A 26,140-nucleotide genomic window follows, 5' to 3' on the forward strand; every position below is an offset into this window, starting at 1 on the left:
CCAAGACCCAGCACAAGCCCCCACAGGAAGAATGAATTGTCGATGGCAAACACCGTTTGCCACGCCGGGGAAAAGTAAAGTTGGTCGAAAACCACCTGCTCGGGGATGTTCAGAATGAACAGCGACACGCCCGCCATTACATAAAGCGACAGATCAGGCAGCAATGATCCGACCAGTGCGGCGGCCAGAATGCGGCCCTTGGCCGGGCGGGCAAAGACGGCGGCTCCGATCAAAAGATGCGCGGGGGTGTTCATCGGGGGCTTTCCCTTTGGCCTCAAATCAGGTCATCTGCGCCTCAACGTATAGGAGGCAACCATGGTTCGCGCCATCATGATTCAGGGCACCGGCAGCAATGTCGGGAAATCGGTTCTGGTGGCCGGATTGGCCCGTGCCTACACGCGACGCGGGCTGCGGGTGGCGCCGTTCAAGCCGCAGAACATGTCCAACAACGCCGCCGTCACCGAAAACGGGGGTGAGATCGGGCGCGCACAGGCTTTGCAGGCATGGGCGGCGCGTCGTCCGACCCATACGGATATGAACCCGATCCTGCTGAAGCCTGAAACAGACACGGGGGCGCAGATCATCGTGCAGGGTCAACGCGCGGGCACTATGAAGGCCGGGGATTACCGCAAGGACAAATCGAAACTGCTGGGCGCGGCGCTGGAAAGCTTTGACCGGCTGTGCTCCGATGCCGATCTTGTCCTGATCGAGGGCGCGGGCAGCCCGGCCGAGACCAACCTGCGCCCCGGTGACATCGCCAATATGGGCTTTGCCTGCGCCGCTGATGTTCCGGTGGTGCTGGTAGGCGACATCCACCGGGGCGGTGTGATCGCGCAGATCGTTGGTACGCAAGCCGTGCTGGACGCACAAGACCTGCAGATGATCCGTGGCTTTGCCGTCAACCGGTTCAAGGGCGATGTATCGCTGTTTGACGAGGGCCGGGACGACATCGCCGCGCGCACCGGCTGGCCCTGTCTGGGCGTGGTGCCGTGGTTCCATGACGCCTGGCGTCTGCCGGCTGAGGATATGATGGACATCCGCTCGGCCACTGGCGGTGCCTGCAAGGTCGTGGTCCCTCAGCTAGAGAGGATGGCGAATTTCGACGACCTTGATCCCCTATCCGCCGAGCCTGGTGTAACGGTCGAAATTGTCTCCGCCGGGCGCGCCCTGCCCGGCGATGCTGATCTGGTGCTGCTGCCCGGCAGCAAATCGACCATTGGCGATCTGGCCTATTTCCGGGCGCAGGGCTGGGATGTGGACCTGTACGCCCATGTGCGGCGTGGCGGTCACGTGCTGGGCCTGTGCGGTGGCTATCAGATGCTGGGGAACACGATCGACGACCTTGATGGCGTCGATGGCCGCCCCGGTAGGGTCGAGGGGCTGGGCCTGCTGGATGTCGACACGATCATGGCCGGACAGAAACAGGTGACCCTGCGCACCGCGACCGCCCTGCCCGGCGGCGAATCCGTCAGCGGGTATGAGATTCACATGGGCCGCACCACCGGCCCCGATTGCGCCCGCGCGTGGTTGGACATCGAAGGTCGCCCCGAAGGCGCCGCCAGCGCCAATGGGCGCATTCGCGGCAGTTACCTGCACGGCATTTTCAGTTCGGACACGTTCCGCGCCAGCTATCTGTCGCAACTCGGGGTCACGTCCGAAATCGCTTATGAGGACGGCGTCGATCAGGTGCTGGATGCCCTGGCCGATCATCTGGAACAGACTATGGATCTGGACCTGCTGCTGTCGCTGGCCGAAACACCGCGCCAGCGCTGAGGGTTATTCGAGCTTTTGCGCCACCAGGGCCCGGTAGATCTCGCGCCGGACCATCTTGCGCAGGTTGCGGGTGATGCGTTCACCCAGCGCGCCCTGCAATTCCTCGCGCACGATCTGGGCGATGAATGCGCGCAATGCCTCTTCATCGTCGGAAAGCTCGGCGGTCGATTGCGCCTCATCCGCGTCGGCAGCTTTATCCGAATGCCGGATGAACGTGGCCGAGGTCTTCTCCTCGTCCTCGGCCTCTTCAATTCCGTCGCGAACGGCCCAGTTTACCGACCGGGTACGGGTGCCGGAATAAGCATCATTGGTCTCACCGTCCGGCTCCCACTGATCTTCGGTGCGGGCAATCGCGGCCTCCAGCGCTTCGATCTTGGCGCTCAGGCTACCGGCCAGATCCCGCTTGGCGGCCATCTCCGGGGTGGCCGGAGCTTCGGCCACAGGCTCAGCCGGAACCGAATCATCTGGCGTCAACCGCATCGGCGTGGCCGAACTGTTTGCAGCCTCCGCATCAGCGGGCGTCAGCTTCAGCGGTGCGGGCTTTTCTTCTGCCAAAGGCACGTCACTGACCCGCAGCGCGTCGGTCAGAACCAGTCGGCCCGGCTTTTTTGCAGGGGGTGTCGGGATGAAAAGAAACTCCGATTCCTCACGCCCGCCTTCACTGACCAATCGCTTGATCGAAGACAGCACGTCATCTGTATCTGTATTTACAAGTCCATCTGACATTTTTTACTACCGCTCTCAGCCTTGGCCCAAGTGTAGCCAATCCTGCCAAATGGAACAACCGGTAGTAACGTTTCTTAGTCGCGACGCAAGGCCTTGAGCACCCGATCCAGATCGCGGCTCTGCTTGCTGACCCGCGACGGGGCCTTTTTGACCAGATTGTAATACAGCGTCGGATCATAAATCTGCACCGCCAGACCCAGACGTTCCGCCGTCAGCAGACCCTGCGCCTGCAGCAGCTGATACGCCGCCAGAGACCGTTCCGTGCGCGAGGCCACCTCGGCCAGTTGCGCATCCAGCAGGTCCTGCTGGGCTGCCAGAACATCCAGCGTGGTGCGCGCACCCAGCGTCGCCTCTTCACGGATACCGTCAAAGGCCACTTGCGAGGCCCGGACCCGCTCGGTCGAAGCGGTCAGGCTGGCCGTGGCGGCCTGGAACCCGGCATAGGCATCAGTGACGCCTTGGGTGATGTCCTTTTGCACGTTCAGCAGGTTCGCCCGCGATGCATCCCGCGTGGCCATGGCGCGGCGCACGGCGGCGGCCAGTCCACCACCCGAATAGATCGGCTGGTTGAAGTTCAGCGAAACCCCTGCCGTGTTGACGTAATCATCATTGTCAAAGCTTTCGGTGACCCCGGCATCCGCGTTCAGGCTGACATTGGGGCCCAGATTGGCGCGCTGCTGCTGCACGATCAGATCCAGCGCCCGCACCTGATGCTGCGCCGACAGGATCGCCGGGTGATTGCGCTGTGCCAGATTCTGCGCCTCGGACGCCGAACGTGGCAGGTTCGGCAGGCTGGGCTGACCCGAAGTGCGACCGGGTTGTTTGCCAACCGCGTTGACATATTCTGCCTGTGCCGTGCTCAGATCACCACGCGCAACCGCCAGATCGGCGCGCGAACTGGCCAGTTGCGCCTCGGACAGTGCGACGTCCGTCCGGGTCACCTCACCCACTTCGAAACGATCGCGCGAGGCCCGCAGTTCCTCGCTGGACAGATCGACGTTGTTTTGACGGATTTGAACGGTTTCTTCCTGCAGCAGCACGCTCAGATAGGCTGTCGCGGCGCGGAACAGGATCTGCTGTTCGATGTCAATCAGGGTCTGCCGCGTCGACAGCACGGTTTCCTGCGCCGACTGCTTGCCCAGAACCGAGGCGCCGCCATCATAGATCAGCTGGCTCAGCGTCAGGCCCGAGAAAAAGTTCGTCGGGCGGTTGGTGGACACAACGGCCCCCACCCTTTGACGGGTGTAATCTTCGCTGATCTGCACCGTCCAGTTGATGATCGGACGCAGCGCCGACAGCGCAATGGCTACATCTTCATCGGCTGCACGCAACAGGGCGCGGTTCTGTTCCAGCAGACCGCTGGTGTTATAGGCACCAATGAACGCATCTGTCAGATTATCGGCCCAAACCGGCCGACCGGGCAATGCACTCAACGCAATTCCAGCTGTCAACGCCAAAGCCCTGGCCAGCTTGCCTCCTGCCGTCCCACGCATGCTCTCAACCCTCTCAAATCAAAATTACGCTGCTGCACAAGCAATTTGCGCCCTTGTGTTGAAGTAATCAAGGCCGCAAAAATATCTATTACGTTACTATAGCGAAAATGCACACTCGGCGCAAAAAGCGGGCAAAACCGGGGCACTAGCGTTGAACGCATAGCGCCAGGTGACGCGCCCACCGGATTTGTGACCGATCCGAACCGTGCCCAATTCACCTTCCATGAACAGACACGCGATACGCCCGTGTTCCTTCAGTTGATCCAGCAGAGCATCCGGCAATTGTTCGACCCCGCCCTGCACCATGATCACGTCATAGGGCCCGTGTTCGGCCGCCCCCTGATCCAGCGGACCGGTATGGATGATGGCGTTGTCGATATCCGAGTCCATCAGGATCGTCTGCGCCTCAGCCGCGCGGGCCTCGTCATCCTCGACCCCGATCACCAGCTCCGCCATGCGCGCGGCCACTGCGGTGGAATAGCCAAGACCCGGCGCGATATCCAACACCATCTCGTCATTCGAGATGTTCAGAACGTCCAGGATTTTCGCCAGCGTGCGCGGCTCCAGCAGGCAGCGCCCATCGCCCAGATCGATCAGATCGCCGACATAGGCGGCCTCTTGCTGCGCGTCCGGCACGAATTTCTCGCGCTCGACCGACAGCATGGCATCAATGATGGGAAACTTCGTCACATCCGAAGGCCGTATCTGCGTATCCACCATCGTAAGGCGCCGGGCTGCGAAATCTGTCATCTGACCGCTCTTTCCAAATTTCCCTAGTCTGATCCGGCTTGTGCCACATCCGATCCCCTGCGGCAACGGCCCAAAGGACCAAACCCGCCGCGTCATAAAGATACAGCCTCTTTTCGCTCGGATTTCCGGTTTGTATGCCAGTTTTGCCACCAACCCTCTGGACGCCACCTGCGAAAGCTGTTAGAACGCCCCTCACACCACGGCAAGTGATTGATTTTACTTGAAAAGGCGAGTTGGCGGAGTGGTGACGCAGCGGATTGCAAATCCGTGTACACCGGTTCGATTCCGGTACTCGCCTCCATTTAAGTTCAAGCACTTTTAGGAACGAAAAGAGTCGCGCACTAGAAATTGGTGGCGATTTTGGTGGCGAAATCATAAATCTGCCTTCACGAGAAGTATGGCTGAACCGCCATATACTCCGCCTGATCCAGCTCAGCTTCAAACAATGTGTGTCAGTCAGAGCGGAAGCCCCGACTGCTCGAACACTAGATTTCCCCACCGACATCCTTAAACCTCTCAACCAAGGCAGAGATTTTTTGGAAAACGCTTTGCTTTTTCGTTCGGAATTGAGGGTTCAGCGGACTCATTTTGGGCAGGATATCGTTTAAATCATCTCCGTTTTCGCTGGCAAAACTGCGTTTAATCGACGACGAAATATAGCGTTTTGCCTCTTTCGGTTTCAGGTCTTCGGAATTGATGAGATCTTCGACTTCACGATGCTGCTCTGCCCGTGCAAAGGCAAAGAAAGCATCTATCACATTGGCTTTATCGTCCATTTGATCTAGATCGGTTGTGTTGATGAACTCGATCAGCAGACTTTCCTTTGCCCGGTGCCCTAGGCTGGCACGAATGATGCGGCGAGCATTTTCAATCAGATCCCCCTTATCATTGACCTGTTTGTTTTTCTCAAAAATTAGCTCGAGGATATAATCCAGATTGATTTCCTGAGACTTGAGAAGATCAACCTCGAACACAATATCATCCCAGTCGATACTGGATACTTCTTGTTCTTTTCCGGTTTTCTCTTGACGTAGCCAGTCGCGAATATCGTTGTAGGTTGACCGGTAGTCCTGCACCGACCTTTCAGACGGCAACCTTACCTCACTCAGTTCACGCAGATCGTCGTCGCTCAGATAGTGCTTTTCCTTAAAGGCTTCGACGGCATCAGCGTCGTTGGGGTCAATGTCCTGAAACGCTTTCAAGGCTGCAAATTCATCGTAGTTCTGAAGAATGTTCTCAGCCTTCAGGTACTCACCAAATAGCTTGGCAAATGCCTTCTTATCGGCTTCTTTTACGATGTCTTGAGGTTTTGGGAACCGTTCTTCCAGTTCCTTCACAATATCGGTGAACCCTCGCCGCGCCTTACCGGTTTCCTGATCCTGAAAACCCGTCATGTATTCGTCATAACTCTTTTCAAGAACAACATTTTTGGTGTTCTTGTCACCAAATAGTGTAATCGCATCCACGGTGGCTTGCTCCAGATCGCGGAAAGCAACAATGTTCCCAAAGGTCTTCGTCGCATTGAAAATGCGGTTTGTGCGGGAAAAGGCCTGCATCAAGCCGTGATAACGCAGGTTTTTATCTACGAATAAGGTGTTCAGTGTCGGGGCGTCAAAACCTGTCAGAAACATCCCCACAACAATCAGTAAGTCGATATCCTGAGACCGCACGCGCGCAGCCAGATCACGATAGTAATTCTGGAAACCGCTACTATCGACGCTGAAGTTTGTCTTGAAATAGGCGTTATAGTCTCCAATCGCCGCGCTCAGGAACTCTTTGGCGCTGCTGTTCATGGCCGACACATCAAAGCTCTCGTCCTGAATGTCACCGATTGCATCCTGTGCCTCATTGGCGGCAAAAGAGAAGATCGTGGCAATCTTCAGGGGCTTATCTTGGCCTTTCTGCAGCTCCGCGAGCGCCTCATAGTATAACTTGGCGGCATCTACGCTGCTCACGGCGAACATGGCGTTGAAGCCGCCCGCGCCTGCCTGTGTCCGGTGCGTTTTCTGGCAGAAATTGTTCAGGATATATTGCGAGACCTCTTTGATCCGCTCGGGATGCAGAAGTGCTTGCTTGTTTTCCGCAGCGCTCAGCTTTTTCTCGTCCTGCTCGCTCTCAATCGCCTTAAATTGCGGGCGGACATCATTGTAATCCACCTTGAATTTCAGAACTTTCTCGTCGCGGATCGCATCCGTAATCACGTAGGAATGCAGCTCAAGTCCAAACACGCTGGCTGTAGTTTCCGAACCGAGGGCATTTTCGGGAAAAATCGGCGTGCCAGTAAAGCCGAACTGATAGAACCGTTTGAATTTCTTTTGCAGGTTCTTTTGCGCCTCGCCAAACTGGCTGCGATGGCATTCATCAAAAATGAAAACCACCTGTTGCTTGTAAACCGGCAGATCCCCTTCAGACTTCATCAGATTGTTCAGCTTCTGGATCGTGGTGACAATGATCTTGTTGTCCTCCTTACCCAGATTGCGCTTCAGCCCTGCAGTGCTGTCAGATCCATTTACGCTGTCGGGTGAAAATTTCTGATATTCCTTCATCGTCTGATAATCGAGGTCTTTGCGGTCCACTACAAAGAACACCTTGTCAATGAAATCCATTTCGGTTGCCAGACGCGCTGCCTTAAAACTGGTCAGCGTCTTTCCCGATCCGGTGGTGTGCCAGATATAACCGCCGCTTTCCGGCTTGCTCCATGTCTTGGACTGATAAGAACTTTTGATCTTCCACAGGATCCGTTCAGTCGCGGCGATCTGGTAGGGGCGCATGATCAGCAGCGTATTGCCCACATCAAAAACCGAATATTGCAACAACACATCCAAGAGCACGCGCCTTTGAAAGAACGTCGCAGTGAAGTCCTTGAGATCGCGGATCAGGCTGTTGTCGGACTTTGCCCAGTTCATGGTAAAGTCGAAACTGTTCTTGTTCCGCTTGACCGTATTCGCGAAATAGCGCGTATCCGTCCCGTTCGAGATCACGAAAAGCTGCAGGAATTTATAAAGCGAGTTTTCGCTGTTAAAGCTCTCCTTGCTGTAACGGTGGATCTGGTTGAACGCCTCGCGAATGGCCACGCCGCGCCGCTTTAGCTCGATCTGCACAAGCGGCAGACCATTGATCAAGATCGTCATATCATAACGGTTGGCATGGGTGCCGGTTTGTTCAAACTGCTTGATCACCTGCAGCTTGTTACGCGCTTTGTTTTTCTTATCAAACAGGTAGATGTTCTGAATGCGCCCATCATCAAAGACAAAATCAAGGACATAGTCATCATGGATCTTGCGCGCCTTGTCGGTGATGCTGTCGCTGGGAATATCCAGATAGCTGTCATTGAACCGCTGCCATTCGTCATCGGAAAAACGGACGCCGTTCAAAGCCTCTAGCTGCGCCCGTACATTGGTCAGCATGGCTGCAGGGTTGGTCAGGGCGGGTAGGAATTCATAGCCTTGGTGCTGCAAATCCTGAACCAACTCGCGTTCCAGATCATCTTCGCTTTGGTACTGCTCAGAGGCCTCCCAGCCCTTGGTGTATTTATCAAGAACGATGTAATTCGGCGTCTCTGCAATAGTCGTTGTCTGCTCAGGCATTTTGGTCTTTCGGCTCAAAAAAATGGTAGTAGCTAAACAAATAATTCACGAGTTCGCCCAGCTTTTCTTGGTCGTTCCTCTCAAGCTCTGCAACCTCTTCGCCAGAGTGCGCTGAGTGGCTCGACAAATTCACTATTCGAGAGGCAAATGGATCCGGGTTCCCATCAATTTTTGGCAGCAAGTCACCCCACCTATTGTAGCCTAGGAATGTGGATGTTTTCTCCAGAACGTTCCTTAAATAGTTGAAATGGAATTTTTGCACTTGGCCGTTATCGACAGCTTTCTTTAAATCCGACAACAACAACAGATGATAGGAAAACGGGGAGTCACTACCCTGTTCCGCCAAAGCAAACGAACCATCAGCTGCTTTGCTTAATCTATATTTGGCAGAGTGGTTTGGCTTATAGATTAATTTGGGCCGGATCACTGCGGCAATTGCAGCGTCGTTGTCAGAGGCTTGCAAGGCGGCAACGACGTTTTCTCTATCATCGGGTGCCACAACGGCATCGACAAGCGTCACCACTTCGCCGCCGTTGGCAATAGCAGCCTGCAGCGAAGCTTTCACTTTCTCGACACCCTTGTATTTCTTATTGTTAAATTCATTGAATAAAACGTTGTAAAACAACGGGTTATGTGTAGTTATGATGAACTTAAGATTCGACTCCGTTGTCTTGATCAACTCAGCCAAATCTACTGCCAGCTCAATCAAATGGCTGTCGTCAAGAGAGCTTACCGGATCGTCAATGAACACAACTTTCAGGTCATCAAATACATCGTCATCGCGCTTTTCTGGATCCGGCTCCGTCAAGAGCTCAACGACTTCCTGCAATAGAGTATAGAAAACGCTCCAAATTAGGTTGCTTTCTTCACCCTTTGAAATCTTGATATTGTTCTCAATGTTATCGCCCCCAGTGTAGGCAAATCGGACCTCTGGAAAGGTATCAATTTTTTTAGCGCGATCACTTAAGTCTAGTCTGGACTTAAGGGGAAAGCTTGGCGTGATACTTCTGCTCGTATAGCGTTGAAAATTGGCGACGATGTTTTGGTCCTGCCCTCGGTCCCGCAACACCCAATCGGTAAATGAGTTTGGCTGGATGTCGATTTTCCGAACTTCATCATTCTCCTTGTCATTGTCCCACACAAACAAGTCTTCGGTAAAAGCGCTGTAGTAAAGGATCTTGCGACGTGTGGGCTCTTTTTCTTCACCATCTTCGGGCTTAGGGGCGACCAGCTCTTTCACCGCACGAGACAGGCGGGTTTTACCCGTGCCGTTGAAGGCATAGATCAGCTGTACTTTCTTGTTTGATTTGACGAGCTCTTCCGCAACTGCCTTGATCTTGTCGTCTTGCGTTTCTTGGACTTCAGCATGCTCGCTCATTTATGCGGCCTCTTCAGGTTTGGGGAAGCTCAAGAGCAGGTCGCGGTAATATTCATATTGCCGCTGACGCAACTTGATTTCGCGCGGAAGGCCCTCGCTGAGCGAAGTGGTCAGAGTGTTGAATTTGTCTAGGATAGCGACGATGCGGGCTTGTTCTGCAAGTGATTTCCTAGGGTCGTTGGGGAATGGTACTGGGACCGTGATCTTCTTGACCGCCGGTACAGTTAACTGAGGAATTCCTCCCTTAGTTCCACTGATGGGTGTCATTTCCAAAACATAGTTCAGGAAATCAGTCGAAATTAAGGTATTGTCAGCGACCAATACTATCAGACGAATGATTGGTGTGAACTTTCCATCTCTGACTGCATGATATCCAATCTTAGCGCCGCGGGCTGCAATCGTTACCGCGTCACTTTCAACTCTATAACTATCAGAGAACCCGTATAACCCTTTCTCTCCGACAGCATTAGCATACACTGGGTATGGGAACTCTTCCGATGGTTCTGTTTGGCCCTTTGCACATTTCTCAGGGACATCCCCGCCAGCCAAAACCGACGTACATAGTTCGCCGAGTGGCTTCCATTGCACATCACCCTCTTTAAAACTCAGAAGTTGGTCGCGGTAGTGGTTGTATTGTTGCTTACGGACCTTAAGCTCGGCTGTCAGCTCGGTGAAACTGTCCAAAATCCGAACAATCTCAGCTTGGATCGCAATCGATTTTTCTGGGTCTTGAGGGCATGGGATCGGGATCAAAATCTTTGCCATATCATTCGCGGATACGTCGATAACCTTAGCCCCTTTAGCAAGCTTCCTCTTTGCCTTGTCGAATTCTGGAGTTTGAGCGAAATAAGCAAAGTACATACCTAGAACCGAGGTGATCGGTTTAAAGATAGTTGCGTGTCCACCGGTTACCGCTTGTTCTTTTCCAAAGTATACTAGCGGGGTGCCAACATCCTCGAAATTTTCGCTGGTGTTCGTGATGATCACATCACCCTTGTTCACCTTTTTCAATGTTGCCGCCGTTTCAGCAGAAACGAATGAGATCGTTGAGTTGGTTGAAAGGCCATAATAGGTGTAGATTTGCCCATAATGGATTGCCGGAACACCTGATTGGGTGAAATCCGATTTAGGCAGGCCATTTCCCCGTACCAACTCGCCAAGTTCACCCAACGGGATCCACTCAACATCCGCTCCATCGAGCAGCTTTTCTAGAAAGCCGCGATTTCTCATGCCTCGATCTCCGCGACGATCGCGTCGATATCTGAACGCAACTTGTTGATGTTAGCAACGGTGGTTACCAGCTTTGCATTCAGCTCGTTGATGTTGGTCACTTCGCGGGTGTCCTTGGGTTCTAAATAGGCGCTGACGGACAGGTTATAGTCTTGTTCGATCACTCTGACCTGATCGACTGTCTCGGCGACATGGGCTTCGCTCTCTTTATTGTCGAAGATCCTCATAACCTCAGCAATGTGATCATCCGACATTTCATTGTTGTTGGTTTTCTTGTCGAAAAAATCTTCACCTGTGGCATCTATGAACTGCACGTCTGTGTTTTGCTTGTTTTTGGCCAACACCAGAATATTTACCGCAATCGAGGTGCCGTAAAACAAGTTGGGTGCAAGCGCGATGACGGATTCAACATAGTTGTTATCGACCAGATACTTACGGATCTTCTGCTCTGCCCCACCGCGATAGAATATACCCGGAAAGCACACAATTGCCGCGCGGCCCTTGGCCGACAGGTAGTTGAGCGCATGCAGCACAAAAGCAAAGTCAGCTTTGGATTTCGGGGCCAGCACACCCGCAGGCGCAAAGCGTTCATCGTTGATCAGGGTCGGGTCATCCGCCCCCACCCATTTGACCGAGTAAGGCGGGTTGGACACAATGGCATCAAAAGGTTTTTCATCGCCGAAATGCGGATCGATCAGCGTATTGCCCAGCTGGATGTTGAATTTGTCATAGTTAATGTTGTGCAAAAACATGTTCATGCGCGCGAGATTGTAGGTCGTGTGGTTGATTTCCTGCCCGAAATACCCCTCCTCAACCCCGTGATCCTTCAGGAAGTATTTGGCCTGCAGCAGCAGTGAACCGGAACCACAGGCAGGATCGAAGATCTTGTTGATGGAGGTCTGGCCGTGGATCGCGATTTTCGCAATGAGCTTAGAAACATGCGGGGGCGTAAAGAACTCTCCGCCGGATTTTCCAGCATTGGCCGCGTAGTGCTTGATCAGGAATTCATAGGCATCACCAAACAGATCACGCTTGCTGCCATCAAACGTCAAAGGCAGACCTGCGACCCCTTTAAGCACAGCGGCCAGACGGCTATTTTTGTCTTTGACGGTTTTGCCCAGTCGGTTGCTGGTGGTGTCGAAGTCGGCAAACAGGCCCTTGATGTCATCCTCGGAGGCGTAGCCGCTGGCAGACCCCTCAATCGCCGCGAAGATGGCGGCAAGATCGGTGTTCAGGCTGTCATTCACGTTGGCGGCAGCGGTGACATTTGAAAACAACTGGCTGGGATAGATGAAGTAGCCTCTGGTCTTCACAGCCTCGATGACAAAATCATCATGGATGTCACTGTCGGACATGCCAGCATAATTGATGCTGTCATCGTCTGCTTCGGCATAATTGGTGAAATTTTCGCTGATAAAGCGGTAAAACAGAGCACCCAGCACAAATTGTTTAAAGTCCCAGCCGTCAACGGCGCCACGCACGTCATTTGCGATGGCCCAGATTTGGCGGTGGAGTTCACTGCGCTCTTGTTCACCTGTCATTTTCCTGCCCCTTCTTGTTTTTGTTCTTGCTCGGCGATCCAGCGGTCAATTTCGCTTCTTCGAAACCTCCACGCGCTCCCCACTTTAAAACCCGGAACCTTACCCTCTGATGCAAACCGGTATGCCGTTTTCTCGGCAATTTTTAGATACTCAGCGAGTTCTTTTACGGTCAAAATATCACCGTTGGGCATTGCAAAATGTCCTCCGTTGGGAATTACGATTGAAACTAGGGTAATGATGAGGAGCCAACAAGTCCCATATTTGGACAATGGAAACGTGTTGAGGTGGCGACTCGATATTGTCCATAAAAGCTGAAATATCAGATCCGACCGTGTGCTTTACACTTTAGGCAGCCACTCAACGCAACTGCCTTTTTTGCTGGTTTTCAAACCTTGCTCGCAGCGTCCTAAGCTTTCACTATGATCATCTGCCCCACTTCCAGTTTCTTGGCGTTCAGGTCTAGTTCTTGGATAATGTACTCACCGCCCCCTCCGTAGACATGACGCCAATAACCGTTCCCCTCCGTGTCGATGAACAGGCAACGGATATCGCTGTAGTCGCCCCAGACACCGGCAATGGCCACCAACAGGACACTCTCTGGCAAGCGGGTCACTTTTTTTAACGTGCGATAATCGATGCCATAGTCGCGGGATTGGCCATAGGACATGGTGAAATGATCATGCGGGAAGTTCATTGATTTTCCTTTTCAATTCAAAGGCTGTGGCTATGGCCGCGTTCACGTTCATTTAGTTCTCGCTCAGCCGTTGTTCGGCACGTTTCGCTAATTTCAAGCTGGCCTCTAAGCCCTCTTGAAGCGACTCGTAGGTCTGCTCCTCTCTCAGCAAGTCGGCCAATGTGGCGACCGACAAGAGATGCGATTTCATCAGCAGCGCCACGCAGTGCGCCAACCCATTCACTTTGCTCTCGATCACGTTCGTCGAGCGTGTTTCCAAAGCGCGCAATTCCTGCGCTGAAGTTTCGCAGGCCTTCACCAACCGCTCGACGCAGGCGAGCAAATCGCGTTCCAAGGCTGTCAGGGGTGTCGCCATTTATTGCCCCTTGATTTCGATGCAGATGATCGGCATGCCCGCTATCGTGCAGGTTTTTAGTACGGCCTGCTCCGGGTCCAGCGTCAACCAGATCTGCCCCGCCTGTTCGATCCGTGTCAGGCCAAGCTCTGTCATTTCCAAGCGCGTCAACAAAACAATCCAAAGCCAGCTCACCACCATGGTCGAAGCGATCCATGCCATGATCAGCCCAGCGATCACCCAAGGCGATATCGTCAGCCGGCGCCGGATCGTCTCGCTCCGCCTCTGCAACTCGCTCCTGCTGTCGTTCAGGAAGTAGCGGATATCGGTTTCGATGGTATTCAGCGCGCTTGTCGCAATACCGCTGAAGTCGATCCTGAAGTTCTCCAACTGAGAATTCATCAAGGCGGTGTGTTCCTGCCTGATCACGTCCAGATCCGAGTTCAATTTCTCGCTCAGCCGGGGTGGCTTGCCAGTTTTCATGGAAAATCTCTCCTTTCAGCCGCCAGCGTTCGCCGGTGTCTGGGTCTTTTGCGGTAATGTAGTTGTTGCTTGCGCGCGGAATGTCGAAGCCCGCATCAGTCAGAGCCTCGACCATGCTAGCGCGGTTGGTGATGGTGCCAACGCTGATCTGGTCGAGAATCCAGCCGTGCAAATCATCGCGCCCCCGCGCTCGTGTTGGCGCTTGCATCATAGCTCCAGATATCGACTGGATAGCGAAACAGACCAATGTAGTTGCTCAGCTTTGAACAATGCGCTGCCAGATAAATGTAGCGGATATCATTGGACGAAAGCGCCCGGTATTTTGGGTTTGAGAACAGATCAAAATCGATCTGTGCGTAGTATTTCACTGCCATGATCGCCCCTTTATGCAGAAACGATCTTTGACTTGATCCACGCATCCAAATCTACGCGCCGATACAGGATGCATCCCGCGCTATTGGCAAACTTCGGGCCACGGGTTCGGTTTTGCTTCATCCTCAGCTTGGAAAGCTGGCTTTCTCTACCGGAAAGAGTGGAACTGGTTCACGCAATCCAGACTGATTATCCATCGGGTATCGAGAACTATTGGCATAGAAGCTTCGCAGATAGACGCGCTAACGGCGAATGGTTCAACCTGACAGCTGCCGACCTAAAAGCGTTCAAGTGTCGAAAGTTTCAGTAAAAACTTGCGCATTGATCCCGCAACATTTCTCGGCATTAGAGTGTGCCTTTGGCATTTAAGATACTGATTTTAAGAGATATAATTTTAACCTTGGTTCGAAGTCAAAACAAGTACTCGCCTCCATTTTATTCTAAATCATTGACTTAGCTGTGTGGCGCTCGGGTGTGACACAAAGTGGGACACACCTAAAATGATGCCTTCATCCCACCTAAGCCCTTCAAGACACGGAGATTATTACTTCCGGTTGCCTATCCCTCCGTCTTATGAGCAAAAGCGAGCATCTGTAAGGATATCGCTGCGTACTCACTGCCCGCATAACCGCGACCCATCTGCGGCCCATTCGCGATATGCTCGCCCTCCCAGCCCGACATGCCGCCCAGCGGCCAGGAGAGGTCGCTTTTTGGCGCCAACCCGGCTCGGGGCCGCGACTCGCTTGACAAGTCGACTATTGGTGCCGCATGTGCCTGTCTGTTGGTGTCTGTGACAGCAGATGAAAAGGGAATGCGCCAGCGGTTTTCCGTCAAACGCAGCCGCCCCCGCGACCGTGACCGGAGAGGGTGCCCAAGCCACTGGCCAAACGGCCGGGAAGGCGGGACATCCGACAGGGCAACCGCTCTGACATCCGCAAGCCGGGAGACCTGCCAACGCCCGAAGTTGAAACCGGACGGGGTGTTCCGGTGTCGGGTCCCCGTCGACCCGCATGAAACCCCGTCCCCCGCGAGATATGTTTGGGGGGATGAGAAGACATGACCAAAACCACACCAGTCGAATTGCTGGTCTGCACCACCTGTCGCCGTGGCCTGCCTGTCGAGGATGACGCCCAGCGCCCCGGCACGCTGTTGCATCAGGCGCTTGAGCAGGCCGACCTGCCCGATGGCATCACTCTGAAAGCCGTCGAATGCCTGTCGAACTGCAACGAGGGCTGTTCTATCGTTTTGCGCGGGGGGCCGGATCGCTGGACCTTCGTTTACGAACATCTCAACGAAACCGACCATGTCGACGTGATCGTCGAAGGTGCCACCAAGTATCTTGAGACCGAGGACGGTTTGGTCAAATGGCGCGAACGTCCGGAACATTTCCGCAAGAACTGTGCAGCCCGCATTCCCCCGATTGGAGCCCTGAAATGAGCAATCTCGAAAAACTCCCCGTCACTGTCATCACCGGCTTTCTGGGCTCGGGTAAGACCACGCTGGTCAAGCATCTGATGCAGAACCCGCAGGGCAAGCGTCTGGCGGTTGTGGTCAATGAATTCGGCGATGTCGGTGTCGATGGCGATATCCTGAAATCCTGCGCCATTCCCGATTGCCCGGCGGAAAACATTATGGAACTGGCAAATGGCTGCATCTGCTGCACCGTGGCCGACGATTTCATTCCCACAATCGAGGCGCTGATGGCGCTGGAGCCGCGCCCAGATCACATCCTGATCGAAACATCGGGCCTTGCCCTGCCCAAACCGTTGCTGAAGGCGTTCGACTGGCCCGATATCCGTTCGAAAATCACCGTGGATGGCGTGATCGCTCTAGCAGATGCCGAGGCTGTGGCTGCCGGTCGGTTCGCACCTAATGTCGAAGCCGTAGATGCCCAGCGCATGGCTGACGACTCCATCGACCACGAAACACCGCTGTCCGAGGTGTTCGAGGATCAGATCTCCTGCGCCGACATCATCCTGCTGACCAAGCCTGATCTGGCTGGCCCCGAGGGTGTCGCCAAGGCCAAGGAAATCATCGCCGCCGAAGCCCCCCGTCCCCTGCCCGTTGTCGAAGTCGCCGAGGGGGCCGTGGACGTCCGCGTTGTACTGGGTCTGGAGGCCGCCGCCGAGGACGACATGGACGCCCGCCCCAGCCATCACGATGGCCACCACGATCACGAACATGACGATTTCGAAAGCATCATCGTCGAACTGCCGGAACAGAGTGATCCGGCGGAACTGGTCGCCAATATCGAACGTCTGGCCAATGAACTGAACATCCTGCGCGTCAAGGGCTATGCCGCCGTTCAGGGCAAACCGATGCGCCTGCTGGTTCAGGCCGTCGGCGCCCGAGTGCGTCATCAGTATGACCGCCCGTGGGAGCCGGGCGAAGAGCGCCGCTCGCGTCTGGTGGTGATTGCCGAGCATGATGACATCAAAGAGGCCGCGATCCGTGATATCCTTGTGGGCGTGACCGAGGCTGCCGAGTAAAGCTCATGCATGTCGTCTTCCGCGAAAGCCACGGGTTAGAGGAAACCGAGACCCCAACCGATCTGGGCCAGAGCCCGGCGGATCTGGTGGTGCTGTCCTTCTCGGACAGTGACCTTGGCGCTTTCGCGGCAGGCTGGCATCGCGGTGGCGGGCCTGACGGGCGGATGCCGACGATGCGGCTGGCCAATCTGACGGCGCTGAAGCACCCTCTGTCGGTCGATACCTATGTCGAACAGACGCTCGAAGGGGCCAAGGGCATTCTGATCCGTCTGATCGGTGGCGTACCCTATTGGTCCTACGGGCTGCAGCAGGTTCTGGCATTGGCGCAGGCCAAGGGCATCGCGCTGGCCGTGCTGCCTGCGGATGGGCGCGAGGATACGCGGCTGGATGAGTATTCCACCCTGCCGGTTTCAACCCTGCGGCGGCTGGCCCATCTGTGCGACACTGGCGGAGAGGTCGCGGCACAAGCCGCCTTGGCGCAGATGGCGCTGGCGGCGGGGCTCTATGCCGGGCCGGTGATGGGCGCGAAAACCCTGCCGGAATGCGGCGCATGGTGCCCGGATCGTGGCGTGATCCCGGTGGACGCTGCGTTCGAGGGTGACGCCAAACGCATCCTCGTGACCTTCTACCGCGCCTATCTGACCTCGGCGGATACTCAGCCGGTCGCGACCCTGATCTGCAGCTTGCGCGCGCGCGGATTTCAGGCGGTTGGCCTTTTCGCGCCATCGCTGAAAGCACCGTCCGCAGCCGATTGGCTGCGCGACCAGATGCAGGCGCTGGCCCCTGCGGCAATCATCAACGCGACGTCCTTCTCGGGCAAGGGCGCATCAGGCACATCGCCTCTGGACGCCGCAGAGGTGCCCGTGTTCCAAGTCGCGCTGGCCACCTCGCGCCGCAAAGCCTGGGCCGAGGCGGAACGCGGCCTCTCGCCCGCCGACCTCGCCATGCACGTGGTGCTGCCCGAAGTGGATGGGCGGATTTCGGCGGGCATTGCGTCCTTCAAGGAACCCGGCAAGCGCGACCCGCATCTGGAATATTCCCGCTTTGCCCACCGGGCCGAGCCGGAACGGATCGAGGCCATCCTCGACCGTGTCACCGGCTGGCTAAACTTGGCAGACAAACCAAAGGCCGATCAGGTGCCCGCGCTGGTGCTGTCCACCTATCCCGGCAAGGACTGGCAGATGGCCCATGCGGTCGGGCTGGATGCGCTTGCCTCGGCCGAGGCGATGCTGGCCGATCTGCAAACGCAGGGATATGTCACCGAGGATCGCGACCGGCCCGAGGGTGGGCGCAATCGCGCCCGCCCTGGGGGGCGGGTCGGGCGCGATCCGGGGCTGACGCCCCGGGAAACGGGTGATGTGCTCGCTGCAGAACTGACGAACGCCAGTCTGTCATGGCCGCTACAGGACTACCTGACCGCGCTGGCAGCCTTGCCCCACCAATTGCGTGAAGACCTTGAAACCGTCTGGGGCAAACCCGAAAACGACCCGGTTTTCGCGGATGGCGCGTTCCACTTCACCGCTCTGCGTCGCGGCAACGCTCTGGTCGCGCTGCAACCCGAACGCGGTACGCCTGAGCTGCGCGACGACGACTACCACGACCTGTCGCGCACCCCACGCCACAGCTATGTCGCCTTCTATCTGTGGCTGCGCAAGGGCCTCGGTGCCGATGCGCTGATCCATATCGGCGCGCATGGCACGCTGGAATGGCTGCCGGGCAAGTCGGTCGCCCTGTCCGAAAATTGCTGGCCCGAGGCCCTGATCGGCGACCTGCCGGTGATCTACCCCTTCATCGTCAACGACCCCGGCGAGGCTGCGCAGGCCAAGCGCCGGATCGGAGCCGTCACGCTGGGCCATATCCCACCCCCGATGAAAGAAAGCGGCACACCGGACCGGATGGTGCGGTTGGAATCGCTGCTGGACGAGTTCTCGAACGCCGACGGGCTGGACCCCAAACGCCGCGACCGGTTGCAGGAAGATATCCGCGACGAGGCGCAGGCCATCGGGTTGGAAAGCGATCTTGGCCTCGATCAGGCGACCTGCACCGCCGAGGCGATCACCCGCATCGACCGGTTTGTCTGCGACATCAAGGAAAGCCAGTTCGGCGACGGGCTGCATATCTTTGGTCGCGTCCCGGACGTGAAGGGCAATTTCGATCCCGCGCCCTCAGCCCATGCGGAACGTGCGGCCCTGATCGACGCGCTGGCGGGCAAACGGATTGAGGCCGGGCCGTCCGGGTCCCCCTATCGCGGTCGCTCGGATGTGCTGCCGACCGGGCGCAACCTTTATACCACCGACCCGCGTTCTGTGCCGACCCGCGCGGCCTATACCCAAGGCGTGAAACTGGCCGAGGAACTGGTGCGGCGGCACCTGCAAGAGGAAGGCGACTACCCGAAGGGGCTGATCGTCGACCTGTGGGGCTCGGCCACCATGCGCACGGCGGGTGAGGAATTCGCCATGGCGCTGCACCTGCTGGGCGTGAAACCGATCTGGGATAAAGGCTCGGAACGGGTATCGGGCATAGAAGTGCTGCCGATCACCGACCTCAGCCGCCCGCGTCTGGACGTAACCCTGCGCGTCTCGGGGCTGTTCCGCGATGTGTTTCCGACGCTTTCAGCGCTGTTCGGACAGGCCGTGCGCGCGCTGACCGAACGGGACGAAGCCCCGGACTGGAACCCCTATGCCGGTCAGGAACCCGCCGCGCGGGTCTATGGCCCGGCACCGGGCAGCTATGGCGTCAACATGACCCAACTGTCGGAAATCTACACCGACGAAGCCCGCGCACAAGCGGGTGAGGCGTGGCTGGATGCCAGTTCCTTCGCGCTGGAAGGCGAGCACATCGCGCAGGATATCGACGGCATCACTCAGCGCGTCGCCAATGCGGACAGTTTCGTGCACCTGCAGGACCTGACCGAAACCGACCTGCTGCTGGCCAATGACTATGCCACGCATGAGGCAGGCTTTGCCGCCGCCAAGAAAGTGACCGGCGGCAGCGCGCAGCTGTACCATCTGGACAATACCAACCCCGACACCCCGCGCGCCCGCACCCTGCCCGAAGAAATCAGCCGCGTCGTCCACGCCCGCGCGGCCAATCCCGGCTGGATTGCAGGGATGCAGCGGCATGGGTTCCGGGGCGCGGCGGAGATTGCGGCGACGCTGGATCACATGGCCTCCTTCGCGCATCTGTCGGGCACCGTCGCTCCGCATCTGTTCGACCTTTACCACGACGCCACGCTGGGCGACGCCGAGGTCGATGCGTTCCTGCAAGAGGCCAACCCTCAGGCGCATCAGGCCATGCAGGACCGGTTCCGCGCGCTGTTGGAGGCGGGGCTGTGGAACACCCGCCGAAACTCGATCCGGGCCGATCTGGAGGGGCTGGGATGACGGCCCCGGTTGTTCAGGGCTGGTGCCCCGGCGCGCATCGTCCGATGATGTCGGGCGACGGGCTGGTCGTGCGGGTACGTCCTCGACTGGCGCGACTGGAGGCGGAACAGGCACTGGGCCTGTGCAAACTGGCCGAGCGGTTCGGCAACGGCACCATCGACCTGACCAACCGCGCCAATCTGCAACTGCGCGGGGTTGCCGAGGATGATCATCAACCTCTGCTGACCGAACTTGCTTCGCTGAATCTGCTGGATGCAGAGCCGGGCATCGAAGTGCGGCGCAACATTCTGGTCTCACCGCTCTATCAGGCCGGTGACCTCACCGCACGGCTGACGCAGGAGTTGATCGACCGGCTGGGCGACCTGCCCGCCCTGCCCGCGAAGTTCGGCTTTGCCATAGACACTGGCCCCGCGCGTTTGCTGTCAGCGGATTCAGCAGATATCCGGTTAGAGACTAGCCACGACGGTCTGATCCTGCGTGCGGATGGGGTCGAGACCGGGTGTCTTGTATCCGAGGCCGAGGCCATCGACCACCTGATCGCACTCGCCCGCTGGTTTTCCGAGAATTTCACCCCCGAGACCCGCCGCATGGCCCGTCTGGTTGCCGCGCAAGACCTCCCGCAGGACTGGCAAGGTCACGCCCCCGGCCCAGTCGGCTCCGCTCTTGAACCCGGCGGTTGCGATCTGGGCACGTTTTACGGCGCAGCGTTCGGACAATTGCCCGCGCGGGCGCTGGCCGAGTTGATCGAAACTTCAGGCGCGGCGGCTCTGCGTGTCACCCCGTGGCGGTTGATCCTGCTGGAAGGCGGGGCGGCGCTCAGCGCGGATGCGTTTGTCACAGATGGCACCGATCCGCTGATGACAACCGACGCCTGCCCCGGCGCCCCGCTCTGCCCGCAGGCGCAAATTGCCACCCGCGACACGGCCCGGGCGCTGGCCCCGCGCGTCAGCGGCGGCCTGCATGTCTCGGGCTGCGCCAAGGGCTGCGCGCGGATGGGTCCGGCAGATGTCACTTTGGTGGGCTGCAACGGACGATTTGATCTTGTCAAACACGGCCGCGCAGGGGATGAGCCCTGCCAGCGTGGCTTGACCCCGGAAACACTGATGAGCATGGACCTGACCTGATGCCCTATGAATACGAAACCGACGGCGCGGCGATCTACAAGCAAAGCTTTGCCACCATCCGGTCCGAGGCCGATCTGGCCCGCTTTGACGCCGACGAGGAGCAGGTCGCCGTCCGCATGATCCACGCCGCCGGGATGGTGGGGCTTGAGGAATTCGTGCATTTCTCGCCCGGTTTTGTGGCCTCTGCCCGCACCGCGCTGGAAAACGGCGCGCCGATCCTGTGTGACGCGCGCATGGTCAGCGAAGGCGTCACAAGGTTTCGCCTGCCCGCCGATAACGAGGTGGTCTGCACCCTGCATGACGAGCGCGTGCGCCCACTGGCCGCTGAGATGAGCAACACCCGCTCCGCCGCCGCGCTGGAGCTGTGGCGCCCGAAACTGGAAGGGTCCGTGGTCGCCATCGGCAACGCGCCGACTGCCCTGTTCCACCTGCTGAACATGCTGGAGGACCCCGACTGCCCGCGCCCCGCCGCCATCATCGGCTGCCCGGTTGGCTTCGTCGGCGCAGTTGAATCCAAGGACGCCCTGTGGGAGGCTCAGCCGGTGCCGTCCTGCATCGTCAAGGGTCGTCTGGGCGGCAGCGCCATCACCGTCGCCGCCATCAACGCCATCGCGAGCCGCGCCGAATGAGCCCGGGCAAGATATACGGCGTCGGCCTCGGCCCCGGCGACCCGGATCTGATGAGCGTCCGGGCCGACCGGCTGCTACGCAATGCCCGCCATGTGGCGTTCTTTCGCAAGCCGGGTCGCAGCGGTCAGGCGCGCAAGATCGTCAACGGCATGATCCCCGGCGACGCGGTGGAATTCCCGATGGAATACCCCGTGACCACCGAAATCCCGCTGAGCGATCCGCGTTACAACGAACTGCTGGCGGCCTTCTACGAAGACTGCGCCGCGCATCTGAAAACCCTGTCTGATCAGGGCGAGGATATTGTCGTACTGTGTGAGGGTGATCCGTTCTTCTACGGCTCTTTCATGCATCTTTACAACCGCTTGCGCGACGAGGCTGAGGTAGAGGTTGTGCCCGCCATCACCGGCATGTCTGGCGCGTGGACCGCAACCGGAGACCCGATCACCTGGGGCGACGATGTGCTGACCGTGCTGGTTGGCACACTGCCCGAGGACACGCTGGCCAAACGCATGGCGGAAACCGACGCTTTGGTGGTGATGAAGATCGGGCGCAATATCGACAAGGTGAAACGGGCGCTGCGGACGGCGGGGCTGTATGACCGCGCCTGGATCGTGGAATATGCACAGATGCCCAATCAGCGCGTCTGCAAACTGTCCGACAATTGCGAGGGGATCACCCCCTATTTCTCGATCATCATCGTGCATGGTCAGGGGCGGCGACCATGAGCGGTTGGGTCAAGATTGCAGGTCTTGGACCGGGGAATGAAGCGCTGGTCACGCCCGAAGTCACCGAGGCGCTGGCTGAGGCCACCGATGTGGTAGGCTATATTCCCTATGTCGCGCGGGTGGCCGAGCGCCCCGGCCTGACCCTGCATGCCAGTGACAACCGGGTGGAAATCGACCGCTCGCAACACGCATTGCAAATGGCGGCTGAGGGCAAGCGGGTGGTCGTGGTCTCCTCCGGCGATCCGGGTGTATTTGCTATGGCCGCAGCGGTGTTTGAGGCTTTGGAAAACGGGCCGGTAGAATGGCGCGACATTCAGATCGACGTGCTGCCCGGGATCACCGCGATGCTGGCGGCGGCGGCGCGGGCGGGTGCTCCGCTGGGGCATGATTTCTGCGCCATTAACCTAAGCGATAACCTCAAGCCATGGGATTTGATAGAAAAGCGTCTGCGGCTGGCGGCGCAGGGGGATTTCTCGATGGCGTTCTACAATCCACGTTCGAAGTCCCGCCCGGAAGGCTTTGTAAAGACGCTGGAAATCCTGCGTGAAGAATGCGAGCCTGAGCGTCTGATCCTGTTCGCCCGCGCGGTGTCGCGCGAAGATGAAGCGCTGCGCATCTCAACGCTGGCCGAGGCAACGCCCGAGATGGCCGATATGCAGACCGTGGTCATCGTCGGGTCCTCCCGCACCCGCGTCATCGAACGCGACGGCGCGCCCATTGTCTATACGCCGAGGTTCACGCCGGAATGAGCCAACCAGTCCAGAACCTGCGCCACGTTCGACAGTTCGACCCGCTCCGGCAGGGCCGGACGGTCGATCATCAACACCGGCACGCCCAGCGCCCGCGCGGCGTCCAGCTTGGCGCGCGCGCCGGTGCCGCCTGCGTTCTTGGACACGACAAGTTCCGTCCCGTGGCGCTGCATCAGCGCACGGTCATCACTCTGGGTGAACGGGCCGCGCGATACGACCACGTCGCAATTCGGCAGAGGCAAAGCGCCCGGTTCATCAACCAGCCGCAGCAGGTAATGGTGCTGAGGTTGCGTGGCGAAATCCTCAAGGTGCATACGGCCCACGGCCAGAAACACCCGCTGCGAAGCGCCATCAAGCGCTGCGACCGCTCCGGCGACATCGGGCACGAGGCGCCAATCGTCACCGAGCTGCGCCGTCCATGCGGGGCGAGTCAGCGCCGCCAGCGGGGCCTGGGCCACACCACAGGCTTCAACCGCATTCCGGCTCATCTGCGCAGCAAAGGGATGGGTCGCGTCCACTACATGGCTGATCTCATTCTCGCGGATATAGGCCGCGAGACCATCCACGCCGCCAAAGCCGCCCACGCGCACCGGCAAGGGCTGCGGACGCGGGTTTTCGACTCGTCCGGCGTAAGAATAGATCGCCGCAACACCCTGTTCGGAAACGGCTTTGGCCAAAGCGTTGGCCTCGGTCGTGCCGCCAAGGATCAGGAGTTTGGACATGCGTGACGCTCCGTGGTTGACTGTTCTGGGCTTGGGCGAAGATGGGCTTGATGGCCTGTCGCCCGCAAGCCGTCAAGTGCTCGATCGGGCCGAGGTGATCATGGGGCCGCCGCGGCATCTGTCGCTGGTGCCCGAATCCGAGGCCGAGCGGATCGAATGGCCGGCGCCCTTCGCCGAGGGTCTGCCGATCCTGACCGGATTGCGCGGGCGCGCCACGGTGGTGCTGGCCTCGGGCGATCCGTTCTGGTTCGGCGCGGGTTCGGTCATCGCGCGCAATTTCGATGCCGGAGAATGGGCGGCCCTGCCCGGCCAGTCGACCTTTTCGCTGGCTGCAGCGCGACTGGGCTGGCCACTGGAGAGCACGCTGACCTTTGGTCTGCACGCAGCCCCCCTGACCCGGCTGCGGCCACATCTGTCCTCGGGCCTGCGCGCCATCCTGTTGCTGCGCGACGGCAAGGCGGTGGCGGAGCTGGCGACCTATCTGACCGAAACCGGCTTTGCCGACAGTGCGCTGCATGTGATGCAGGCATTGGGTGGGCCGCGTGAAAACATCCAGACCGTTTCCCTGACCGAAGCGTTGCTGGGCACGTTCGACCATCCCGTCTGTGTCGGGCTGGAAGTGACTGGCCCCGGTCGCGCCTTCCCCAAAGCCTCGGGCAAGCCGGACGATATATTCGAGACCGACGGGCAGATCACCAAACGCCCCATTCGCGCCCTGACCCTATCGGCGCTGGCCCCGCAGCGGGGCGAGCATCTGTGGGATATCGGTGGCGGCACCGGTTCGATCAGCATCGAATGGCTGATGTGCGATCCGACCCTGACCGCGACCACGATCGAACCGCGCGAGGACCGCGCCGAGCGTATCCGGCGCAATGCCGACACGCTGGGGCAAGATCGCTTGAACGTAGTGCATGGCACCGCGCCGGGGGATTTGGGCGGGCTGACCAGACCGGATGTGGTGTTCATCGGCGGCGGGTTGAGCACCGCTTTGCTGGAATGGCTGACCGCCGAATTGCCTGCGGGCACCCGGCTGGTCGCCAATGCGGTGACGTTGGAAAGCGAGGCGCTGCTGGCGGAGTGGCAGGCGAAATTGGGCGGCGATCTGCTGCGGATCGAACTGGCGCAAGCTTCGGCCCTCGGCCCCCGTCGCGGCTGGAAATCCGCCTACCCGGTGGTGCAGTGGAGCGTGACGCTATGATTGTCGCCGGGATCGGATTTTCCTCTGCTGCCACGGTGGATAGCCTGCGCGCTGCCTTTGACCGGGCCACCGCCGGGCAGGCCGTTCAGGCATTGGCGACCCCTGCCGGCAAACAGGGTCATCCCGCGCTGGTGGCTTTTACAGACGACCTCGCCCTGCCCCTGCATTTCATTGCAACGGATGATCTGGCCGGGCAGCGCACCCTCACCTGCTCGACCCGCAGCCGCGCCACCTATGGCACCGGCAGCGTCGCCGAAGCATCCGCCCTTGCCGCCGCCGGAACTGGTGCGCGGCTGACCTCACCCAGACAGATTTCGGACGACCGGCTTGCCACATGCGCCGTCGCCATCGGAGGACAGACATGACCGTTCATTTCATCGGTGCCGGACCGGGCGCCGCCGACCTGCTGACCCTGCGCGGGCGCGACATCATCGCCTCATGCCCGGTATGCCTGTACGCCGGGTCGCTGGTGCCTGAGGAGATCCTCAGCCATTGCCCCGAGGGCGCAAAGATCGTGAACACCGCGCCGATGGATCTGGACCAGATCATGGCCGAAATCGAAGCCGCGCACCAAGCTGGTCAGGATGTGGCCCGGCTGCATTCCGGCGATCTGTCGGTCTGGTCGGCGATGGGCGAACAAATCCGCCGCCTGAAGGAAATGGGCATCCCGGTCAGTGTGACCCCCGGCGTGCCCTCTTTCGCGGCGGCTGCGGCGGCTTTGGGCACCGAACTGACCCTGCCCGGTCTGGCGCAATCGGTG

24 protein-coding genes, 1 tRNA gene, 1 pseudogene and 1 riboswitch are annotated in these 26,140 nt (G+C 58.4%); of the genes and pseudogenes, 12 read left to right on the forward strand and 14 right to left on the reverse strand.

What is annotated here, in order from left to right; all coding sequences use genetic code 11:
* Positions 1 to 254 (reverse strand): annotated as a pseudogene (locus MPJ51_RS17015) (cobalamin biosynthesis protein CobQ); the annotation flags it as partial.
* A gap of 61 nt (positions 255 to 315) precedes the next feature.
* Here MPJ51_RS17015 and MPJ51_RS17020 point away from each other — a divergent pair.
* A complete protein-coding gene (locus MPJ51_RS17020; protein WP_298389133.1) occupies positions 316 to 1,773 on the forward strand; it encodes a cobyric acid synthase in 1,458 nt (485 codons plus the stop codon).
* Between the two features lie 3 nt (positions 1,774 to 1,776).
* Here MPJ51_RS17020 and MPJ51_RS17025 read toward each other — a convergent pair whose 3' ends face one another.
* The 3 genes from MPJ51_RS17025 to MPJ51_RS17035 all read right to left on the reverse strand — a co-directional run bounded on the left by MPJ51_RS17025 (position 1,777) and on the right by MPJ51_RS17035 (position 4,742).
* Positions 1,777 to 2,499: a hypothetical protein gene (locus MPJ51_RS17025; protein WP_298389135.1), complete on the reverse strand. Its 723-nt coding sequence runs from the start codon at positions 2,497 to 2,499 to the stop codon at positions 1,777 to 1,779.
* A gap of 74 nt (positions 2,500 to 2,573) precedes the next feature.
* Positions 2,574 to 3,992 carry a TolC family outer membrane protein gene (locus MPJ51_RS17030; RefSeq protein WP_298389137.1) on the reverse strand — a complete coding sequence of 473 codons (1,419 nt, stop codon included), beginning with the start codon at positions 3,990 to 3,992 and terminating at the stop codon, positions 2,574 to 2,576.
* A 96-nt stretch (positions 3,993 to 4,088) separates the two neighbouring features.
* Positions 4,089 to 4,742 carry a protein-L-isoaspartate O-methyltransferase gene (locus MPJ51_RS17035; protein ID WP_298389139.1) on the reverse strand — a complete coding sequence of 218 codons (654 nt, stop codon included), beginning with the start codon at positions 4,740 to 4,742 and terminating at the stop codon, positions 4,089 to 4,091.
* 227 nt (positions 4,743 to 4,969) lie between these two features.
* Between MPJ51_RS17035 and MPJ51_RS17040 the strand changes: the two genes are divergently transcribed.
* A tRNA-Cys gene (locus tag MPJ51_RS17040) sits at positions 4,970 to 5,043 on the forward strand.
* 184 nt (positions 5,044 to 5,227) lie between these two features.
* Here MPJ51_RS17040 and MPJ51_RS17045 read toward each other — a convergent pair.
* From MPJ51_RS17045 to MPJ51_RS17085, 9 genes are all read right to left on the reverse strand, one after another.
* Positions 5,228 to 8,329 carry a type I restriction endonuclease subunit R gene (locus MPJ51_RS17045; protein ID WP_298389141.1) on the reverse strand — a complete coding sequence of 1,034 codons (3,102 nt, stop codon included), beginning with the start codon at positions 8,327 to 8,329 and terminating at the stop codon, positions 5,228 to 5,230.
* Positions 8,322 to 9,707 carry an AAA family ATPase gene (locus MPJ51_RS17050; protein ID WP_298389143.1) on the reverse strand — a complete coding sequence of 462 codons (1,386 nt, stop codon included), beginning with the start codon at positions 9,705 to 9,707 and terminating at the stop codon, positions 8,322 to 8,324. The genes MPJ51_RS17045 and MPJ51_RS17050 overlap by 8 nt, the downstream gene beginning before the upstream one ends.
* The gene (locus MPJ51_RS17055) at positions 9,708 to 10,937 is read right to left on the reverse strand and encodes a restriction endonuclease subunit S (RefSeq protein WP_298389145.1); all 1,230 of its coding nucleotides are present in this window, start codon (positions 10,935 to 10,937) and stop codon (positions 9,708 to 9,710) included.
* Positions 10,934 to 12,478 (reverse strand): type I restriction-modification system subunit M, encoded by a 1,545-nt coding sequence (locus MPJ51_RS17060; protein WP_298389147.1) that lies wholly within the window; start codon positions 12,476 to 12,478, stop codon positions 10,934 to 10,936. The genes MPJ51_RS17055 and MPJ51_RS17060 overlap by 4 nt, the downstream gene beginning before the upstream one ends.
* Positions 12,475 to 12,669: a helix-turn-helix domain-containing protein gene (locus MPJ51_RS17065; protein ID WP_298389149.1), complete on the reverse strand. Its 195-nt coding sequence runs from the start codon at positions 12,667 to 12,669 to the stop codon at positions 12,475 to 12,477. Before MPJ51_RS17065 ends, MPJ51_RS17060 begins: the two co-directional genes overlap by 4 nt.
* A 215-nt stretch (positions 12,670 to 12,884) precedes the next feature.
* A complete protein-coding gene (locus tag MPJ51_RS17070) occupies positions 12,885 to 13,172 on the reverse strand; it encodes a hypothetical protein (RefSeq protein ID WP_298389151.1) in 288 nt (95 codons plus the stop codon).
* 52 nt (positions 13,173 to 13,224) lie between these two features.
* Positions 13,225 to 13,527: a hypothetical protein gene (locus MPJ51_RS17075; protein ID WP_298389154.1), complete on the reverse strand. Its 303-nt coding sequence runs from the start codon at positions 13,525 to 13,527 to the stop codon at positions 13,225 to 13,227.
* A complete protein-coding gene (locus MPJ51_RS17080) occupies positions 13,528 to 13,989 on the reverse strand; it encodes a hypothetical protein (RefSeq protein WP_298389156.1) in 462 nt (153 codons plus the stop codon). It lies immediately after the preceding gene.
* Between the two features lie 173 nt (positions 13,990 to 14,162).
* Positions 14,163 to 14,363: a hypothetical protein gene (locus MPJ51_RS17085; RefSeq protein ID WP_298389158.1), complete on the reverse strand. Its 201-nt coding sequence runs from the start codon at positions 14,361 to 14,363 to the stop codon at positions 14,163 to 14,165.
* A 763-nt stretch (positions 14,364 to 15,126) separates the two neighbouring features.
* A riboswitch (cobalamin riboswitch) is annotated at positions 15,127 to 15,332 on the forward strand.
* Positions 15,333 to 15,417: 85 nt separating this feature from the next.
* Here MPJ51_RS17085 and MPJ51_RS17090 point away from each other — a divergent pair.
* Genes MPJ51_RS17090 through cobJ form a run of 7 tightly spaced genes read left to right on the forward strand, consistent with a single transcriptional unit; the run spans position 15,418 to position 23,460 of the window.
* A complete protein-coding gene (locus MPJ51_RS17090; protein WP_298389160.1) occupies positions 15,418 to 15,798 on the forward strand; it encodes a DUF1636 domain-containing protein in 381 nt (126 codons plus the stop codon).
* A complete protein-coding gene (gene cobW, locus MPJ51_RS17095; protein WP_298389162.1) occupies positions 15,795 to 16,850 on the forward strand; it encodes a cobalamin biosynthesis protein CobW in 1,056 nt (351 codons plus the stop codon). Before MPJ51_RS17090 ends, cobW begins: the two co-directional genes overlap by 4 nt.
* A 5-nt stretch (positions 16,851 to 16,855) precedes the next feature.
* Positions 16,856 to 20,233, forward strand: coding sequence for a cobaltochelatase subunit CobN (gene cobN, locus MPJ51_RS17100; protein ID WP_298389164.1), 3,378 nt, complete (start codon positions 16,856 to 16,858; stop codon positions 20,231 to 20,233).
* Positions 20,230 to 21,357: a cobalamin biosynthesis protein CobG gene (locus MPJ51_RS17105; RefSeq protein ID WP_298389166.1), complete on the forward strand. Its 1,128-nt coding sequence runs from the start codon at positions 20,230 to 20,232 to the stop codon at positions 21,355 to 21,357. Before cobN ends, MPJ51_RS17105 begins: the two co-directional genes overlap by 4 nt.
* Positions 21,357 to 21,986, forward strand: coding sequence for a precorrin-8X methylmutase (locus tag MPJ51_RS17110; protein ID WP_298389168.1), 630 nt, complete (start codon positions 21,357 to 21,359; stop codon positions 21,984 to 21,986). Before MPJ51_RS17105 ends, MPJ51_RS17110 begins: the two co-directional genes overlap by 1 nt.
* A complete protein-coding gene (locus MPJ51_RS17115; RefSeq protein ID WP_298389170.1) occupies positions 21,983 to 22,711 on the forward strand; it encodes a precorrin-2 C(20)-methyltransferase in 729 nt (242 codons plus the stop codon). Before MPJ51_RS17110 ends, MPJ51_RS17115 begins: the two co-directional genes overlap by 4 nt.
* Entirely contained in the window at positions 22,708 to 23,460 is a 753-nt protein-coding gene (cobJ, locus tag MPJ51_RS17120) for a precorrin-3B C(17)-methyltransferase (RefSeq protein ID WP_298389172.1), read from the forward strand. The genes MPJ51_RS17115 and cobJ overlap by 4 nt, the downstream gene beginning before the upstream one ends.
* Here cobJ and MPJ51_RS17125 read toward each other — a convergent pair.
* On the reverse strand, positions 23,433 to 24,182 hold the full coding sequence (locus MPJ51_RS17125; RefSeq protein ID WP_298389174.1) for a cobalt-precorrin-6A reductase: 750 nt from the start codon (positions 24,180 to 24,182) through the stop codon (positions 23,433 to 23,435). The genes cobJ and MPJ51_RS17125 overlap by 28 nt on opposite strands.
* Between MPJ51_RS17125 and cbiE the strand changes: the two genes are divergently transcribed.
* The 3 genes from cbiE to MPJ51_RS17140 all read left to right on the forward strand — a co-directional run.
* Positions 24,181 to 25,380: a precorrin-6y C5,15-methyltransferase (decarboxylating) subunit CbiE gene (cbiE, locus tag MPJ51_RS17130; protein ID WP_298389176.1), complete on the forward strand. Its 1,200-nt coding sequence runs from the start codon at positions 24,181 to 24,183 to the stop codon at positions 25,378 to 25,380. The two genes, MPJ51_RS17125 and cbiE, sit on opposite strands and share 2 nt — an antisense overlap.
* A complete protein-coding gene (locus MPJ51_RS17135) occupies positions 25,377 to 25,745 on the forward strand; it encodes a cobalamin biosynthesis protein (RefSeq protein WP_298389180.1) in 369 nt (122 codons plus the stop codon). Before cbiE ends, MPJ51_RS17135 begins: the two co-directional genes overlap by 4 nt.
* A partial coding sequence (locus MPJ51_RS17140) for an SAM-dependent methyltransferase (protein WP_298389178.1) occupies positions 25,742 to 26,140 on the forward strand: 399 nt, incomplete at its 3' end. The genes MPJ51_RS17135 and MPJ51_RS17140, both read left to right, overlap by 4 nt.

This window comes from Ruegeria sp. (genome assembly GCF_028066395.1).
Lineage (GTDB): Bacteria > Pseudomonadota > Alphaproteobacteria > Rhodobacterales > Rhodobacteraceae > Ruegeria.